We start from the raw sequence: 15,316 nt of genomic DNA on the forward strand, positions 1-15,316 counted from the left end.
GGTCGAGGGGTGCATGTTCACGGGGGAGGGCTGGGCGGTGGCCGAGGACGCGCTGCGCGCCGCCGAGGCGGTGGCCCAGGACGACGACGAGCGCGGCGCCGCCGCCTGCGAGCGCGGCCAGCTCGCCTACGCCGCCACCGTGCTGGGCGTCCGCGACCGGACGGACGAGGCGCGTGCCGCGCTCGGGCGCGCGGCGGCGCTGCTGGCGCCCACCGCCCCCGGGCGGCCGCTGCTGGACTTCCGGCGCGGCCTGCTCGCGGAGAACCTGAGCGACACCCCGGACGCGGCCCGCGCCGCCTACCGCCGGGCGCACGCGGGCGCCACATCGCGCGGCGACTTACTCCTGTGCTCCTTCACCTGGCGCCATCTGGGCGGGCTGGCGCTGCGGGACGGTGAACAGGCCGAGGCGCGGCACGGGTTCGCGGAGTCGCTGCGGCTCCGCGAGGAGCTGGGCTTCCTGGTGGGCATGGCACCGGCGCTGGCGTCGCTGGCCGATGTCGAGCCCGAGGAGACGGCGGAGCGCCTGCGGGACGAGGCGCGCCGCCTCTTCCGCCTGCTGGGCGGCGTCCCCACCTGGCTGGCCGCACAGCTCTGAGCGGGCCCCCGGCGTCGCCCGAGCAGGGGGCACCCCCTCGCGCCCGCAGCCTGCGAAGCACCATCAGGGGCAGCCCCGGCCCAGCACCATCCGCCGGCGCGCCGGAAGCAAGGCGCTCACACGGAGCCGTAGTGACAGCCCATCAGCTGCTCCACGGCCGCCAGATCCCGCGCGGCGAGCGCGTCCAGCAGGGCGAGGTGGTCCGACGCCTCGGCCAGCAGATCGGTGACGCGCGGCGCGGGGGCGACCCGTACGGCGCAGCGCTGGGCCCGCAGATGCACCTCCTCCGCGAAGGTGACGAGCTGCCGGTTCCCCGTCAGCTCCAGCACCGCGCGGTGGAAGCGCCGGTCGGCCTCGGCGTACGCCGCCTGGTCGCCCCGGGCCGCGGCCTCCAGGGTGGCCTCGGCGGCGGGCCGCAGCTCCTCCCAGCGCTCGGCCGGCACGGTGCGGGCCAGCCGCAGCACGGCCGGAGTCTCCAGCATGGCCCGCACCTCGGCGAGTTCGGCGAGGTCGCGGGGGCTGTGCCGGGCAACGCGGAAGCCGCGGTTGGGGATCGTCTCGACGGCGCCCTCGCTCGCGAGCTGTTGCATGGCTTCACGGACGGGCGTGGGCGAGACGCCGAAGCGCGCCGCGAGCGCGGGCGCCGAGTAGACCTCGCCGGGCGCGAGTTCGCCGGTCAGGAGTGCGCCGCGGAGCGCGTCGAGGATCTGCGAGCGGACCGAATGGCGCTGCGGCATGTTGCTGCCGGGAGGCGGGGGCTCACTGTGCACATGCTCGCCCCGGGCCGCCTGCTCGGGCACCCGTGCCTCGGGGGGCTGGAGTGGCGCGCTGCCGGACGTGGGGCGGGCCACGGCGGCTCGGGCCGACGTGGAGCGCTCTGCCGCCCGTATGGGCGGCTCCGCTCGGATCTGCTCCATCTGTCCCCTCCAGGTGTCGAGGAGCACGATAGGCGGACCAGGCGCGAGATCAAACCTCTCCCGCTATCGGCTAAGGTTAGGCTTACCTGCTAACGATCGACGTTTCGGTGGTCCCCATGGCCGTACCCGCGTTCGCCGTCTGTGACCTGTCCCCGCTCAGCGCCGCCTATGCGCGACTGGCCGAGGCGCTGCCCGACCTCCGTGTGACCGAGACGACAGCGGACACCCCCCTGCCGACGGGAGAGGGCTGGACGGGCGCCGCCGAGCTGGCCGAGGGCGGCCCGGCTCTCGACGCGTTCCTCGGCTGGGACGACGAGCAGATCCGGCGCGACTACGGACGGCCCGGCCGCCCGGACGTCGTCGCCAGCTTCGGCCTGCACCGCTACGCCTGGTCGGCCTGCCTCCTGATCACCCTCCCCTGGTTCCTGCACCGCCGCGTCCCGCGGCTCCCGCTGGACGCCGTCGCCGTCCAGCGGACGGAGGGCCGGCTCGCCGTCCGTACCGGGGAGTTCGCCTGTCTGCCCGGCGATCCGGCCCGCGGCGCCCCCGGCGCGACAGCCGTCGCGGACGAGGAGGCGCTGCGCGCGGCGGTACGGGACGCCGTCGCCGGGCATCTGGCGCCCGTGCTGGAGGGGTTCCGGCCGAGGATGCGGCGCGGCGCGCGGGCGCTGTGGGGCATGGCGGCGGATGAGGTCACCGAGGGGCTGTGGTACCTCGGCCATCTGCTGGGCGAGGAGCGGCGCGCCAAGGAGGAGGCCGCGGCGCTGCTGCCGGGCGGCACCCCGCCGTTCACCCGCAGCGCCGGATTCCGGGAGCTGACCGCGCCGGACGGCGCGCTCCTCCCGACCCGCGACCGGGCGAGCTGCTGCCTCTACTACACCCTGCGCCCCGATGACACCTGCGTCACCTGCCCGCGCACGGGGGACGCCGAGCGCGTCGAGCGGCTGACCACGGCCCGGTAGCCCGTTCGACCCGGGAGTCCCCGATCCGAGTGCATCGCCGCCCGTTAGCGCTTATTTGAGCTGAATCCCCCTGCCGGGGTTGACGGTTCCGCCAGGATGCTCCGCGACAGCCAAGCAAGCCACAGGCAAGCCACAGGGCGGCAAGGGGCACACCCGATGAGAATGAACGACATATCGCTGAACTGGGTACTGCCGAGCGCCGTGCTGCTCCTCGGCGTCCTGACCGCGGTGATCGTGCTGACCCAGTCGCGCAACCCCGCCAAGCACGACAAGAGCAGCGAGGGCGCGGACTCCTGGGAACGCATGGAAGAGCGCCGCCGCCGCAAGGAGACCATCTACGCGACGGCCGCCTACCTTCTGCTCTTCTGCTGCGCGGCGGTCGCCGCCGCGCTCTCCTTCCACGGTCTGGTCGGCTTCGGCCGCCAGAACCTCAACCTCTCCGGCGGCTGGGAGTACCTGGTCCCGTTCGGACTCGACGGCGCGGCGATGTTCTCCGCCGTGATAGCGGTACGCGAGGCCAGCCACGGCGACGCCTCCCTCGGCTCCCGGCTGCTGGTCTGGATCTTCGCGGGCGCCGCCGCCTGGTTCAACTGGGTGCACGCCCCGCGCGGCGAGGGCCACGACGGAGCCCCCCAGTTCTTCGCGGGGATGTCGCTGTCCGCCGCGATCCTCTTCGACCGCGCCCTCAAGCAGACCCGCCGGGCGGCGCTGCGCGACCAGGGCCTGGTGCCGCGCCCGCTGCCGCAGATCCGGGTGGTGCGCTGGCTGCGGGCGCCGCGCGAGACGTTCGGCGCCTGGTCGCTGATGCTGCTGGAGGGCGTCCGCACGCTGGACGAGGCCGTCGACGAGGTACGGGACGACCGGCGGCAGCAGGAGCGGGACCGCAGCCGCAGGCGGGAGCAGGAGCGGCTGGACCGGGCCAGGGTCAAGGCCATCAACCGGCAGCACCGCATCTGGAACCGGGGGCGGTCGCCGCAGCGGGTGGATGTGGAGATCGCGGCCGGGGCACCGCTGCCCGCCGCGGCCCCCGCGGCGGGCCCGCAGGAACCCGCCGAGGGCGACGAGGGCCCGCCCGCCGGGCAGCTGCCGGTCACCGAGGTGGTGGGCGCCGCTCCGCGCGGCCGGCCCGCGCTGCAGGCCGTGGTGACGGAGGAGAGGGAGCAGAGGGAGCAGAGCGAGCGCGCCGAGCGGCGGCAGCGGGCTGCGCGGGGTACGCCCGAATCGGGTGCCGCCAGTGCCGCCGGTGCCGCCAGTCCGCGGCTGGACACCCTGGAGGAAAAGCTCGCCGAGATCGAGCGCCAGTTCGGCTAGGCCGTGTCCGGCGGATCGTGCGTGGGGGCGCGGGGAACTGCGCGCTCAATCCTGACGCGCCCGCACCCTGCGGAGCACAGCAAGGGGCAGTCCCGACCCGGCAAGATCCGCCGGACCCGGCTCACGGTTCCCAGACGGCGGCCACCGTACGGTCGGCCTCGTACGCACGCGCCCAGTACCGCGCCCGCACATCCGTGAGGAACCCCTCCGGGGTGACGGGCTGCCCCGCCCACCGCACGGCCAGCCGGTCCGCGAGCACGGGCTCGCCGCGCATCGGCTCCGCGAACCCCCGTCCGCACAGCAGCAGCACATCACCGGGCTGCGCCTCGCTCGCCCGGAAGCGGAACGGTTCGGCGTCCGGCTCCTCCTCCCCCGGCTCCGGGTCGGTGGCGCGGGGCTCGATGTCCTGCCACTCGTCGTCCCGCAGCCGGAAGAGCCCGCCGTCGCCCACGCCGAAGAACACCCGCATCCGGCACCGGGGGTCGGCGGGCAGCAGCAGACAGCGCAGCTCCGCCGTGTGCTCGGCCGGCTCCAGGCCGAGCACCGCCGCCTGGGCCCGCAGCTTGCCGTACGCGCGGTCGGTGAGCCGGTTCAGGCCGGACTTGAGCGCACCCCGGCGGCCCGCGCTGATGTCCTCCGCGAGCCGGGCGTGGCTGCGCCCGACGGATACCCCGATCGAGTGACAGATCTCGCGGGCCGCGCGGTGACCGTGCGCGACGGCGATCAGCAGCAGCCCGCTCCCACCGGAGCCGAAGCGGGCGACGAGCAGCGCGTCACCACGCGGCGCGCCCGCCCTGCGGGTCGCCGCGCCGCGCAGCGAGACCGCACGCAGCGTGAGCGGCCCGAAGGAAGCGCCCTCCAGCTCGGTGTCCGGCACGACGTCCTTCAGCTCTCGCGGGTCCGCGAGCGGGAGCACGGCCCCCTCCGCCGCCCCCGCAGGCTCCGCCTCCGCCTTCGCCTCGGACTGAGCCTCGGACTCGGGCTCGGGCTCGGGCTCCGTCACGGGGCGGAGCTGCGTCGTGGGCTCCGGCTCCGCCGCGGGCAGGGTCCGCAGCTGCGTCGTCGGCTCCGGCCCGGACACGGGATCCGGCTCCGGCTCCGGGTCCGGTTCCGCCACGCCCTCCGGGCCCGGTTCCGGGCCCGCGTCCGGCTCCAGCTCCGGGCCCGCGTCCGGCTCGGGCACCGGCTCCTTCGCGAGCGGCGCGCGCGGCGGCGGCACCTGCGTCGGCGCGTCCTCGCCCATCGTCCACGTCACCGACGCGAAGCGGTCGTCGAGCGTGTCGCGGGCCCAGGAGCGTCCGGTGTCCGAGGCGCCCGGGTCGTACAACTGGCTCCACCAGTCGTCCCCGTCGTCCGAGGTCTGTTGCTCCCCCTGTTCGGTCATACGGCCATTGTGTCCTGCGACGCGCCCCCGAAAGCCGGTACGGCCGAACCTGGCCCCCTACTCACACAGTGTGAATAACCGTGGCAGGCAGACGAGCGCGTGTTCGGGCACGCTGGGCCCATGGGCACCGCGGGGACGCTGAGCGCGTGGGAGCCGCTGCTGGTCGGCCTGGTGCTGCTGCTGGGCACGGTGGGCACCGTGCTGCCCGGCGTGTCCGGCCCGCTCGTGGTGTGGGCCGCCGTCTTCTGGTGGGCGACGGCGCGGCAGACCTCGTCCGCCTGGTGGCTGCTGACCGGGGCGACCGCCCTGCTGCTGCTGAACACCGCCGTCCAGCTGCTGCTGCCCCGCCGGATACGCCCGCGCCACGCGACGGACGTACGCCGCCGGGCGCTGCTGGCCGCCGGGGGCGCCGGCATCGTGGGCTTCTTCCTGCTGCCGGTGCTGGGCGTCGTCCCCGGCTTTCTGGCCGGGCTGTACGGCTGGGAGCGGGTGCGGCTCGGCAGTCACGGCGCCGCGGCGGCCTCGGCGCGCGCCGTGCTGCGTGCGGTCGGCTGGCGGAAGCTGATCGAGCTGACCGCGTGCCTCCTGGTGGCCGGCGCCTGGATCGCCACCCTGGTGTGGGCGCCGTCGTAGCAGCGCGGTGGTCAGCGCACCAGCTCGGCGGCCAGGAGGTCCATCAGCAGGCTGTCGTGCCAGGTTCCGTCCGGGCCGCGCTCGTACTGCCGCATGATGCCGACCGGCTGGAAGCCGACCTTGGTGTAGCAGCGGATCGCCGCGGCGTTGTCGGCCGCCGGGTCGATGATCAGACGGTGGTGGCCCTGGACGTCGACGAGATGGCAGGCCAGCGTCCGTACGGCGGCGGTGCCCAGGCCCCTGCCGTGCACCGAGGGATCGAGGAAGAGGTCGATGCCGGCGTGCCGGTAGTCCGCCTCTTCCTCGGCGTACCACTGGATCATCCCGACGATCCGCTCCTCGTGGATGACGGTCAGGCACCGGGTGTCGGGGTCCTGGAGATCACCGGCGACCTCCGCCGCGAGGTCGTCCTCGCCCCTCCAGCGCGCCCGCACTTCCGGTGTGGCCCGGATCGCGGCCAAGGCGGGGACGTCCTCTTCGACGGTGGGGCGGAGGACGACGGAGGCACCCTGCAGCACGGTCATCAGGAGATGCTAGTGCCGTGACCGGAAAGGTTCACCGCCTCGCGCCGCCCGGCACGGCACCTCGCGGCGTTGCCGGATCACGCGAGTACGCCCAGTACAAGCCGCGATCCGGCGCCTTGCGAGGCACCGCACCGGACGACGCGAGACGGCAAACCTTTCCGGCCACGGCACTAGCGGCGCCCTCCAGGGCGAGCAGCCGCCTTTTCCGGTCCAGCCCGCCCGCGTAGCCGGTGAGCGAGCCGTCGGCGCCGATCACCCGGTGGCAGGGGCGGACGATCAGCAGCGGGTTGGCGCCGACCGCGGCCCCGACCGCGCGCACGGCCGCGCGCGGGGCGCCGATGCGGGCCGCCAGCTCGCCGTAGGTCGTCGTCGCCCCGAACGGGATGCTGTCCAGCGCCGCCCACACCCGTTCCCGGAAGTCGGTCCCGCGCGCGGCCAGCGGCAGCGCGAAGTCCTTGAGGTCCCCGGCGAAGTAGGCGTCCAGCTGGACGCGGGCCGCCGCGAGGGCCGGGGCCGCGTCGTCGCGCCGCCAGTCCGGCCGGACGGCGGCGCCGCGCCGCTGTCCGGGTACGGAGAGCGAGGCGAGGGCTTCGCCGTCGCCCGCCAGCAGCAGCTCGCCGAGCGGGCTGTCACAGGTCGCGTAGTACGTGGTGCTCATGGTGGTCTCAGCTCTCTGCCGTGCGGGCGGTCGCGTGCCAGAGGTGGTGCAGGGCGTAGGAGCGCCAGGGGCGCCACTGGTCCGCCTCGCTCGCCTCGGCGCCGGTCAGCTCCAGTCCGTGCCGTACGCCCGCGTCGCCGGGCAGGAACACATCGGGGTCGCCGAGCGCCCGCATCCGCATATATCCCGCCGTCCACGGGCCGATGCCCCGCAGCGCGAGCAGCGCGCGCTCGGTCTCGTCCCGGTCGGCGCCGGTGTCGAGCACCACGGCACCGTCCGCGAGCGCGGCGGCGATGGTCCGCAGCGCCGTGCGCCGGGCCTCGGGCATCCCCAGTTCGGTCAGCGGCGCACCGGCCAGGGTGCCCGCGTCGGGGAAGGTGTGGGTGAGGGCGCCGGTGGGCGCCGCGAGCGGCTTGCCGTACGCCGCGACGAGCGTCCCGGCGAGGGTCCGCGCCGCGCCCACGGTGACCTGCTGGCCGAGCACGGCGCGGACGGCCAGCTCGTGCGGGTCGGCGGCGCCGGGCGAGCGCAGCCCCGGGGTGCGCGCCACCAGCGGGCCCAGCGCGGGGTCGGCGCCGAGCGTCTCGGCGACGGCGTACGGGTCCGCGTCCAGGTCGAAGAGCCGGCGTACGCGCTGCACGGCGGTCGTCAGGTCGCGCAGGTCGGCCAGGTACAGCTTGCAGTCCAGCCACGCCCGCTCAGCGTCCGGTTCGCTCTCGGCGACCTCCGCGAGGCCGGTGCCGTACGGCAGGTCGAGGGTGCGGCGGTACGCGCGGGCGCCGGGCTCGCCGGTCATCTCCTCGATGCCGGGGATCGCGCGGCGCTCCAGGAAGTCGAAGACCTGCCGCGCGGCGTACGGGCCGCGGTACGCCAGCCGCAGCGTCACCCCGCCCGCCTCGGCCCTGGCGGCGCACCGCGCCTCCCGGCGGCCCGCCGTGCCGTGCCCGCCGCGCGCGGACGCCGCGCGCAGCCCGCTCGGGGTGCGGGCGTAGATCTCCCGGACCGTGTCGTTGAACTGCCGCACGCTCGCGAAGCCGGACGCGAACGCGATCTCCGTCACCGGCAGCGGCGTCGTCTGCAGCAGCACCCGCGCGGTGTGCGCGCGCTGCGCCCGCGCGAGCGCGACCGGGCCCGCGCCCAGCTCCGCGGTGAGCTGCCGCTGCACCTGGCGGGCGCTGTAGCCGAGCCGCCGCGCGAGCCCCGCGACGCCCTCCCGGTCCACGACGCCGTCCCCGATCATGCGCATCGCCCGGCCCACGAGATCGGCCCGTACGTTCCACTCCGCCGAGCCCGGAACCGCGTCCGGGCGGCACCGGCGGCACGCCCGGAACCCGGCGCCCTGCGCCGCAGCGGCCGTCGGGTAGAAGCGGACGTTCTCCCGCTTCGGGGTCACCGCCGGGCAGCTCGGGCGGCAGTAGATGCCCGTGGTCCGCACGCCGAGGAAGAACACGCCGTCGAAGCGCGCGTCCCGGCTGCGTACCGCCTCATACTTGCTCTCCGCTGTCATCACGACTCCAGTCTGCGCCGCCCGCCCCGGGATCTCTCGCGGAAATCGGACATGACAGTCAGCCGCACTGGCACTCGAACCACACGATCTTGCCGAGCGAGCGCGATCCCACGCCCCACTTGTCCGCGAGGGCGGAGACGAGCAGCAGACCGCGCCCGCTCTCCGCGTCGGGGCCCGGGGCCGGAAGGGGAGCGCGCACCTCCCCGTCCCCCGAGTCGTGCACCTCGACGCGGAGCACGCCGTCGCCGTGGAGCAGCAGATGCAGCCGGAATCCGCGCCCCGGCGGCACGCCGTGCACCAGCGCGTTCGTCGCCAGCTCGCTGACGCACAGCAGGACGTCGCCGCAGCGCGCGTCCACGCCCCACTCGACGAGCGCGCGGAGCACGAACGCGCGGGCACGCGGCACCGACTTCCGCTCGCGGCGGAAGAACGCTTCGCGGACGTGGGGGAGTTGCGTCTCGTGATTCACGCGCCCACTGTCACTGCCCGTGCGTACAGTTACACAGTGCGTCCACCCGTACATTTCAGATGTACGGGCCGTGACGTGCCACATACGGGCTGCGAGGGGGAAGAGAGAGCCGCATGAACCAGCCCAAGAAGAACAGGAACGGCAAGCGGGGCACCACCTGGGACGCCATCGGAGCCCAGGTCGCCATGTTCCGCAAGTACGCCGGAATGACGCAGCAGGAACTGGCCGACGCCCTGTGCATCGGCTACGAGAAACTGGCGTCCATCGAGCAGGGCCGCCGCCCGCTCCAGATCGCGCTGGCCATCCAGATCGACCAATTGCTCGACACGAAGCGGGCCCTGGAGACGGCGGTCAACAAGGTCCCGAAGCGCGAGAAGTACCCGGTGTTCGTCCAGGACTTCATCGACTACGAGCGCGAAGCGCTGACGCTGCTCTGGTACGAGAACCAGGTGCCGCCCGGGTTGCTCCAGAGCGAGGAGTACGCACGCGCGGTCTTCACCTGCCTCTACCCGCCACTGGACGAGGAGGAGTTGGACGAGTGGGTCGCCGGACGGCTGGACCGGCAGAAGGTCCTGGAGCGCAAGCCCCCGCCGATGGCGACGTTCCTGATGGAGGAGAGCGTCCTGCACCGGCCTGTCGGCGGTCGGCATGTGCTGCGCGGACAGCTCCAGCATCTGCGCGAGTGTGCCGATCTCCCCTTCCTCGGCCTCCAGATCATGCCGACGAACCGGGAGAGCCACGCGGCGCTCGACGGTCCGATGGTGCTGCTGGAGACGCCCGACCACGATCACCTGGCCTACATCGAGGGGAACCGGGTCAGTGTCCTCGTCGATGATCCAGACGAGGTCAGTGTCTTCATGCAGAAATATGGGATGCTCCGTTCGCAGGCGCTCACCCCGGAGGAGAGCAAGCGTCTGCTGGAGACCCGTCTAGGAGAGACATGACCCTCGTCACTTGGTTCAAGTCCAGCTACAGCGGCAGCGAGGGCGGCGCATGCCTCGAAGTCGCCTACCGCTGGCGCAAGTCCAGCTACAGCAGCGACCAGGGCGGCGCATGCCTCGAAGTCGCCGCCCATCCCGCCGCCGTACGCGTGCGCGACTCCAAGGACCCCGAAGGACCCATGCTCACCGTCTCGCCCGCCGCCTGGGCGGCGTTCACGGCACGTGCGAAGGGAGGCGCTGCAGCAGGCCCCAGGTGAACTCGGCGACGACGTCGCGCCGTTCGCCCTCGCGGTCCGGTGCCGTGAAGGCGAGGCGCCAGCGCGTGGGCGCCGAGCCCTCCATCGGGCGCGCCGGGGCGAACGCGCGCGCCACCTCCTCGACGGTGCAGGACCAGGGCACCAGGTCCTCGACCGTCCGCAGCTCGGGCGGGGGCGCGCCGGGCGCCCGCACCAGCCACTCGTTCCAGACGGCGCCGCCCCGGCCCGCCACCACCTCGAACCGCAGGTCGGGCCAGAGGGGGACGGGCCAGGTGTGCACCTCGCTGTCGAGGTCGCCGACACGGCGCCGTACGGTCGACTCGGGCTCGCCCAGCACCGAGCGGTAGCGGCCCAGCGCGCCCCGGCCCCTTCCCCGGGGCGAGCGGACCATCGCCTGCCAGCGCTTGTTGGCCTCGCGCATCGCGGCGTGGGTGACGCCGAGTTCGCGCAGCGCCGCATCCACGCGCGGGGCGTGGAAATCGGCCATTCTGCGGAGCAGTACGAGCTGGAACTGCAACGGGCCGAAGGGGGCTTCCATGCCGCCGACGCTACCAAGAGACCAGGGGCTACCAGCCGCTGTGGCGCCCTCCTCCCCGCTTGCGCTCCATCATGTGCCGGCCGAGCGCCGCGCGCTGCTTGTACAGCTGCTTCTGCTCGGAGCGCAGCCGCGCGTCGGTACGGGCCGCGAGCCGCGCGTTCTCGCGGAGCAGCTTGCGGTAGCTGGTGAGGCGGCGCTCGGGGAGTGAGCCGTCCTCGACGGCGGCGAGGACGGCGCAGCCGGGTTCGGCCTGGTGGGCGCAGTCGTCGAACCTGCACCGCTGGGCGAGGGCCTCGATCTCGGAGAACGCCTGTCCGACGCCGTCCTCCGCGTCCCACAGGCCGACGCCGCGCAGGCCGGGGGTGTCGATGAGGACGCCGCCGCCCCTCGCGGCGGGCAGCGGCAGCAGATCGCGGGTGGTCGTGGTGTGCCGCCCTTTGCCGTCGCCGTCCCGGACGGCGCGGACGGCCTGGGCCTCCGTGCCGAGGAGCGCGTTGGCGAGCGTGGACTTCCCGGCGCCGGACTGTCCGAGCAGCACGCTGGTGCCGCCCGCGAGCACGGCGGCGAGGACGTCCACACCGTCGCCGGTCGCGGCGCTGACGGGCAGCACCTGCGCGCCGGGCGCCGACAGCTCGGTGTCGGCGACGAGGTGGTCGACCGTCGCGGGGTCCGGGACGAGGTCCGCCTTGGTGAGGACGACGAGCGGCTGGGCGCCGCCCGTCCAGGCGAGCGCGAGGAACCGCTCCACGCGCCCGAGGTCGAGCTCGGCGCCGAGGGAGACGGCGATCAGCGTGTGGTCGACGTTGGCGGCGAGCACCTGGCCCTCGGAGCGCCTGGAGGACGTCGAGCGCGCGAACGCCGTACGGCGCGGCAGCAGCGCCCGCACGTACCGGGGGTCGTGGTCCTCGGGGTCGACGGCGGCCCAGTCGCCGGTGCACACGACCTTGAGCGGGTCGCGGGGGACGACGAACTCGGTGTCGGCCCGTACGACCCCGTCGGCGGTGACGACGTCGCACAGCCCGCGGTCGACGCGGATGACGCGGCCGGGCACCAGCCCCCGCTCGGCGTGCGGGGCGAACGCGGCTTCCCAGTCCGCGTCCCAGCCGTAGCCGGCCAGGGGATGCAAGGAGGGGTGAGACAACTCGGAACCCTTCACAAGGGCGGCCCCGGCTGCGCGCGCTGCGGCGCGGCGAACGACGGTGGATCAGCCGGAGGCCACGGAGGTGGACAGGATGAACTTCCGGATGCGGGCAGCGCCCATCGCAACGACAGCCATCGGTCGACACCTCCTCACTCCTCGCGGACGACGAGGGGAGCGTAGCCCCGCGCGCGCTCCCCGCACCACTGCTTTTTGCCGGCCTCCGATAACGTCCGGGCATTCACCGAAAATTTTCGGGCCGGAATCCGGGAAACTGCGCTGCGGGGCGTGTTGACGGGGGCCCGCGGAGCGCCAATCATCGCCATGTCTGAGCCATGTCTGAGCCGTGTCACAGCAGCTCCCGCACCACCTGAATCCGTTCCGGTGAAACCCCGGCTGAGCCGCGAGGGAGTCCCCCATGCCGCTGTCGAGACATCGTCGCCGCGCACGTCCGATACGTGCGGTCGTGGCCGTCCTCCTGGGGCTGGCGCTGGCGCTGGTCGCCGCCCCGGCCCAGTCCGCACCGCAGCCCGAAGCGAGCACCGCCGAACTGCCCGGAAACTTCCAGTGGACCTCCACCGGACCGCTGATCTCGCCGCACCAGGACGGCAGCAACTCGGTGGCGGTCAAAGACCCCTCGGTGGTCCAGGAGAAGGACGGCACCTGGCACGTGTTCATGACCACCGCCGACACCTCGGGCGACTGGAGCCTGGCCCACACCAGCTTCACCGACTGGTCCCAGGCGGGCGCGGCCCCGCAGACCCACCTGGAGACCGCCTCCGACATCGGCCCCGGCTACCGCGCCGCACCGCACGCCTTCTACTTCGCCCCCAAGGACGAGTGGTACCTCGTCTACCAGACCGGCCTGCCCTCCTTCTCCACCACCAAGAACATCAAGGACCCCACCAGCTGGTCAGCGCCGAAGAACTTCATGGACAGCATGCCGGACATCGTCCGGGACAACATCGGCAACGGACACTGGCTCGACTTCTACGTCATCTGCGACGACGCCACGTGCTATCTGTTCTCCGCCGACGACAACGGCCACGTCTACCGCTCCGAGACCACCCTCGGCAACTTCCCCGACGGCTTCGGCAACACCCGAATCGTCCTGTCCGACTCCGCCCACGCCCTCTTCGAGGGCGGCGCGGTCTACCGCGTCAAGGACACCGACACCTACCTGCTGCTGTGGGAGGCCATCGGCTCCGACGGCCGCCGCTGGTACCGCTCCTTCACCGCCGACGGCCTGAACGGCCAGTGGCAGCCGCTCGCGGACACCGAGTCCCACCCCTTCGCCCGCAGCAACAACGTCTCCTTCCCCGACGGCGCCTGGACGACGGACATCAGCCACGGCGAGCTGCTCCGCACCGGCGACGACCAGACCATGACCCTGGACCCCTGCAACCTCCAGCTCCTCTACCAGGGCATGGACCCGGGCGCCGGCGGCGACTACTCCCAACTGCCCTGGCGCCTGGGCCTGGCCACCAACACCACCTCCACCTGCTGACTCCCCCACACAGGCCGGCTCCCCGCCCGCCGCGCTCACGCGTGGCAGGCGGGGAGTCCGCCGTGGAACTCCAGCATCCGGGCGAACGCGTCCATCTCGTCGATCCGCTCGCCCGGAGCCGCGCCGCGCACCTCCGCCAGCGCCCGTACGAGGTTGGGCACCAGGCGCTCGGAGTCGAGCAGTGCGCCCCACTCCCCCAGGTCCGCCTCCCGGGCCGCTTCGAGCGGGGTGGCCCCGGCCGCTGCGGTCTCGGCGGCGAGCCGCTGGAGCCAGCGCAGATAGCGGCTGCACGTGGCGAAGACCTCCGGTCCGCAGACCGGACCGTGGCCGGGCACCACGGTGGTGGGTTCCAGCCCGCCGAGCAGCCGGATGGCGCGCAGCGAGCCCTCGACAGAGCCCATCAGGCAGAAGGGCGTCACGCCGTTCATCACGATGTCGCCGGTGTACAGCACCCCGCGGTCCGGCAGCCAGACGACGGTGTCGCCGGTGGTGTGCGCGGGGCCCGGGTGGATCAGCTCGATCCGCCCGTCCTCCCGGTGCAGGGTCATCCGCTCGGCGTAGGTGACCTGCGGCGGGGCGACCTCCACCGGGCCCCAGGGCACATCGGGCCACAGGCGCTGCAGTCCGAGCCCTGACTCCAGCACGTCGGCGCGCGCCGTGTGGTGCCCGATGACCAGGGCCTCGGGGGTGAACACGCAGTTCCCGAAGGTGTGGTCGCCGTGCTGGTGGGTGTTGACCACGGCCAGCCGCGAGCCGCCGCGGAGCCGGTCGGTCTCCGCGCGCAGCCTGCGGGCCCGCGCGACGGTGGCCGCGGTGTCCACGACGACGGTCAGCTCGCGCCCCGGCAGCACCCCGGCGTTGCTCAGACACCAGCCGCCGTCCGGCTGGACGAAGGCGTACGCGCCCTCGGCGACCTCCTCGAAGCGGGGTTCGTACCCACCGGCCATATCGCCCCCTCCCACTCGGTGCCGTACGGATCCCCAGGCTGACCCCCCGCCGTCGAGAACGGTTGGAGGGAGCGCCCGTCAGGGGCGCGGGGAACTGCGCGCCAAGCCAGGCACGCGCCCGCGGACTGCGACGAAACAGCAAGGGGCAGCCCCGGCCCAGCACCCTCACCGACGGATCCGAGATCGGGCTTCGAGCATCCGTGGACACCGGCCCGCGACGCTGTGCCGGTAACCGAGAGCCACCGAGCGGAAGGAAGGGTCCGGCCATGGGCGGAAGAGCGGTGGTGGCGGGCGGCACCCGGGGTGTCGGGCTGGCCGTCGCGCGCAAGCTGTGCACCAGGGGCACGGATGTCCTGCTGGTGTACGGGGACAGCGACACGGACGCCAAGGACGCCACCGGCATGCTCGCCGGGCTGCCGGGCGGCGCGACGGCGGTACGGGCGAACCTGGCCGCCCCCGGCGGCATCCTGACGGTGCTCGACGACGTACGGGAACGGTGGGGCGCCCTGGACGTGTTCGTACACGCCGCGGCGCGCCGCAGCCCTGCCCCGGCCCTCCAGGCCACCGCCCGGCAGGTGCGTGATGACCTCGCCGTGGCCGTGGCGCCGCTGCTCGCCGCGGCTCCCGCCCTGACGGAGCTGATGAGCGGCCGTCCGGGCCGGATCGTCGCCGTGAGCAGCTCCGGGGCGCACCGGGCCGTTCCCGGCTATCTGACGCAGGGCCTGGCCAAGGCCGCGCTGGAGAGCCTGATCCGCTATCTCGCGGTGGAGTTCGCCCCGCTGGGAGTGTCGGTGAACGCCGTCTCCACCGCGCTGCTCGACAAGGGAGCGGACAGCGGCGGGCCCGCGGAGGTCCGCGACACGCTCGCCGCCCGCACCCCGGCCGGCCGGCTCACCACCCCGGAGGACGTCGCGAACGCGGTGTCCCTGCTGTGCCGCCCGGAGGCCGACTGGATCCACGGGCAGGTCGTCACCGTCGACGGCGGCCTGTCCCTGGTGGCCGGCTGAGCCGGCCACCAGGGACAGGCC

The 15,316-nt window shown here is 73.9% G+C and carries 16 protein-coding genes and 1 pseudogene; 8 read left to right on the forward strand and 9 right to left on the reverse strand.

The window, feature by feature from the left end; translation table 11 throughout:
- A partial coding sequence (locus G5C65_RS15940; RefSeq protein WP_165299501.1) for a hypothetical protein occupies nucleotides 1–595 on the forward strand: 595 nt, incomplete at its 5' end.
- Between the two features lie 116 nt (nucleotides 596–711).
- On the opposite strand, the gene G5C65_RS15945 is transcribed toward G5C65_RS15940, so the two are convergent.
- Nucleotides 712–1,512, reverse strand: coding sequence for a GntR family transcriptional regulator (locus G5C65_RS15945; protein ID WP_165299502.1), 801 nt, complete (start codon nucleotides 1,510–1,512; stop codon nucleotides 712–714).
- Nucleotides 1,513–1,628: 116 nt separating this feature from the next.
- On the opposite strand from G5C65_RS15945, the gene G5C65_RS15950 reads away from it, so the two are divergent.
- The gene (locus G5C65_RS15950) at nucleotides 1,629–2,474 is read left to right on the forward strand and encodes a (2Fe-2S)-binding protein (RefSeq protein WP_165299503.1); all 846 of its coding nucleotides are present in this window, start codon (nucleotides 1,629–1,631) and stop codon (nucleotides 2,472–2,474) included.
- A gap of 156 nt (nucleotides 2,475–2,630) precedes the next feature.
- Nucleotides 2,631–3,785 (forward strand): DUF2637 domain-containing protein, encoded by a 1,155-nt coding sequence (locus G5C65_RS15955; protein WP_165299504.1) that lies wholly within the window; start codon nucleotides 2,631–2,633, stop codon nucleotides 3,783–3,785.
- A gap of 121 nt (nucleotides 3,786–3,906) precedes the next feature.
- Here G5C65_RS15955 and G5C65_RS15960 read toward each other — a convergent pair whose 3' ends face one another.
- Nucleotides 3,907–5,169 carry a protein phosphatase 2C domain-containing protein gene (locus G5C65_RS15960; RefSeq protein ID WP_165299505.1) on the reverse strand — a complete coding sequence of 421 codons (1,263 nt, stop codon included), beginning with the start codon at nucleotides 5,167–5,169 and terminating at the stop codon, nucleotides 3,907–3,909.
- A gap of 120 nt (nucleotides 5,170–5,289) precedes the next feature.
- Between G5C65_RS15960 and G5C65_RS15965 the strand changes: the two genes are divergently transcribed.
- Entirely contained in the window at nucleotides 5,290–5,802 is a 513-nt protein-coding gene (locus G5C65_RS15965) for a DUF456 domain-containing protein (RefSeq protein ID WP_165299506.1), read from the forward strand.
- Nucleotides 5,803–5,813: 11 nt separating this feature from the next.
- Here G5C65_RS15965 and G5C65_RS15970 read toward each other — a convergent pair whose 3' ends face one another.
- From G5C65_RS15970 to G5C65_RS15985, 4 genes and pseudogenes are all read right to left on the reverse strand, one after another.
- A complete protein-coding gene (locus tag G5C65_RS15970; protein WP_165299507.1) occupies nucleotides 5,814–6,326 on the reverse strand; it encodes a GNAT family N-acetyltransferase in 513 nt (170 codons plus the stop codon).
- A 175-nt stretch (nucleotides 6,327–6,501) separates the two neighbouring features.
- Nucleotides 6,502–6,984: pseudogene (locus tag G5C65_RS15975) on the reverse strand (methylated-DNA--[protein]-cysteine S-methyltransferase); the annotation flags it as partial.
- 7 nt (nucleotides 6,985–6,991) lie between these two features.
- Complete coding sequence (locus G5C65_RS15980; RefSeq protein ID WP_165299509.1) at nucleotides 6,992–8,491, reverse strand: DNA-3-methyladenine glycosylase 2 family protein; 1,500 nt, start codon at nucleotides 8,489–8,491, stop codon at nucleotides 6,992–6,994.
- A gap of 58 nt (nucleotides 8,492–8,549) precedes the next feature.
- Nucleotides 8,550–8,960, reverse strand: a complete 411-nt coding sequence (locus G5C65_RS15985; protein ID WP_165299510.1) for an ATP-binding protein — start codon at nucleotides 8,958–8,960, stop codon at nucleotides 8,550–8,552.
- Between the two features lie 113 nt (nucleotides 8,961–9,073).
- On the opposite strand from G5C65_RS15985, the gene G5C65_RS15990 reads away from it, so the two are divergent.
- Nucleotides 9,074–9,904 (forward strand): helix-turn-helix domain-containing protein, encoded by an 831-nt coding sequence (locus tag G5C65_RS15990; RefSeq protein WP_165299511.1) that lies wholly within the window; start codon nucleotides 9,074–9,076, stop codon nucleotides 9,902–9,904.
- Nucleotides 9,901–10,158 carry a DUF397 domain-containing protein gene (locus G5C65_RS15995; RefSeq protein WP_165299512.1) on the forward strand — a complete coding sequence of 86 codons (258 nt, stop codon included), beginning with the start codon at nucleotides 9,901–9,903 and terminating at the stop codon, nucleotides 10,156–10,158. The genes G5C65_RS15990 and G5C65_RS15995 overlap by 4 nt, the downstream gene beginning before the upstream one ends.
- Here G5C65_RS15995 and G5C65_RS16000 read toward each other — a convergent pair.
- A complete protein-coding gene (locus G5C65_RS16000; RefSeq protein ID WP_165299513.1) occupies nucleotides 10,115–10,696 on the reverse strand; it encodes a hypothetical protein in 582 nt (193 codons plus the stop codon). The genes G5C65_RS15995 and G5C65_RS16000 overlap by 44 nt on opposite strands.
- 28 nt (nucleotides 10,697–10,724) lie before the next feature.
- Nucleotides 10,725–11,822 (reverse strand): ribosome small subunit-dependent GTPase A, encoded by a 1,098-nt coding sequence (gene rsgA, locus G5C65_RS16005; protein WP_420903320.1) that lies wholly within the window; start codon nucleotides 11,820–11,822, stop codon nucleotides 10,725–10,727.
- A 478-nt stretch (nucleotides 11,823–12,300) separates the two neighbouring features.
- Here rsgA and G5C65_RS16010 point away from each other — a divergent pair, with 478 nt between their 5' ends.
- Nucleotides 12,301–13,341 carry a glycoside hydrolase family 62 protein gene (locus G5C65_RS16010; protein ID WP_338146435.1) on the forward strand — a complete coding sequence of 347 codons (1,041 nt, stop codon included), beginning with the start codon at nucleotides 12,301–12,303 and terminating at the stop codon, nucleotides 13,339–13,341.
- A 35-nt stretch (nucleotides 13,342–13,376) separates the two neighbouring features.
- Here the strand turns inward: G5C65_RS16010 and G5C65_RS16015 are convergent, their stop codons facing one another.
- Nucleotides 13,377–14,288 carry an MBL fold metallo-hydrolase gene (locus tag G5C65_RS16015; protein ID WP_165299516.1) on the reverse strand — a complete coding sequence of 304 codons (912 nt, stop codon included), beginning with the start codon at nucleotides 14,286–14,288 and terminating at the stop codon, nucleotides 13,377–13,379.
- A 266-nt stretch (nucleotides 14,289–14,554) separates the two neighbouring features.
- On the opposite strand from G5C65_RS16015, the gene G5C65_RS16020 reads away from it, so the two are divergent.
- On the forward strand, nucleotides 14,555–15,295 hold the full coding sequence (locus G5C65_RS16020) for an SDR family oxidoreductase (protein WP_165299517.1): 741 nt from the start codon (nucleotides 14,555–14,557) through the stop codon (nucleotides 15,293–15,295).
- The last annotated feature ends 21 nt before the right edge of the window (nucleotides 15,296–15,316 follow it).

Source organism: Streptomyces boncukensis, assembly GCF_011045075.1.
Classification (GTDB): domain Bacteria; phylum Actinomycetota; class Actinomycetes; order Streptomycetales; family Streptomycetaceae; genus Streptomyces; species Streptomyces boncukensis.

Excerpts from the sequence above, each read along its gene's own strand:
- G5C65_RS15970 (WP_165299507.1), bottom strand. The coding sequence starts at position 6,326 with ATGACCGTGCTGCAGGGTGCCTCCGTCGTCCTCCGCCCCACCGTCGAA.
- G5C65_RS16000 (WP_165299513.1), bottom strand. The coding sequence starts at position 10,696 with ATGGAAGCCCCCTTCGGCCCGTTGCAGTTCCAGCTCGTACTGCTCCGC.
- G5C65_RS15955 (WP_165299504.1), top strand. The coding sequence starts at position 2,631 with ATGAGAATGAACGACATATCGCTGAACTGGGTACTGCCGAGCGCCGTG.
- G5C65_RS15950 (WP_165299503.1), top strand. The coding sequence starts at position 1,629 with ATGGCCGTACCCGCGTTCGCCGTCTGTGACCTGTCCCCGCTCAGCGCC.
- G5C65_RS16015 (WP_165299516.1), bottom strand. The coding sequence starts at position 14,288 with ATGGCCGGTGGGTACGAACCCCGCTTCGAGGAGGTCGCCGAGGGCGCG.
- G5C65_RS15960 (WP_165299505.1), bottom strand. The coding sequence starts at position 5,169 with ATGACCGAACAGGGGGAGCAACAGACCTCGGACGACGGGGACGACTGG.
- G5C65_RS15980 (WP_165299509.1), bottom strand. The coding sequence starts at position 8,491 with ATGACAGCGGAGAGCAAGTATGAGGCGGTACGCAGCCGGGACGCGCGC.
- G5C65_RS15965 (WP_165299506.1), top strand. The coding sequence starts at position 5,290 with ATGGGCACCGCGGGGACGCTGAGCGCGTGGGAGCCGCTGCTGGTCGGC.
- G5C65_RS16020 (WP_165299517.1), top strand. The coding sequence starts at position 14,555 with ATGGGCGGAAGAGCGGTGGTGGCGGGCGGCACCCGGGGTGTCGGGCTG.
- G5C65_RS15995 (WP_165299512.1), top strand. The coding sequence starts at position 9,901 with ATGACCCTCGTCACTTGGTTCAAGTCCAGCTACAGCGGCAGCGAGGGC.
- G5C65_RS15945 (WP_165299502.1), bottom strand. The coding sequence starts at position 1,512 with ATGGAGCAGATCCGAGCGGAGCCGCCCATACGGGCGGCAGAGCGCTCC.
- G5C65_RS15990 (WP_165299511.1), top strand. The coding sequence starts at position 9,074 with ATGAACCAGCCCAAGAAGAACAGGAACGGCAAGCGGGGCACCACCTGG.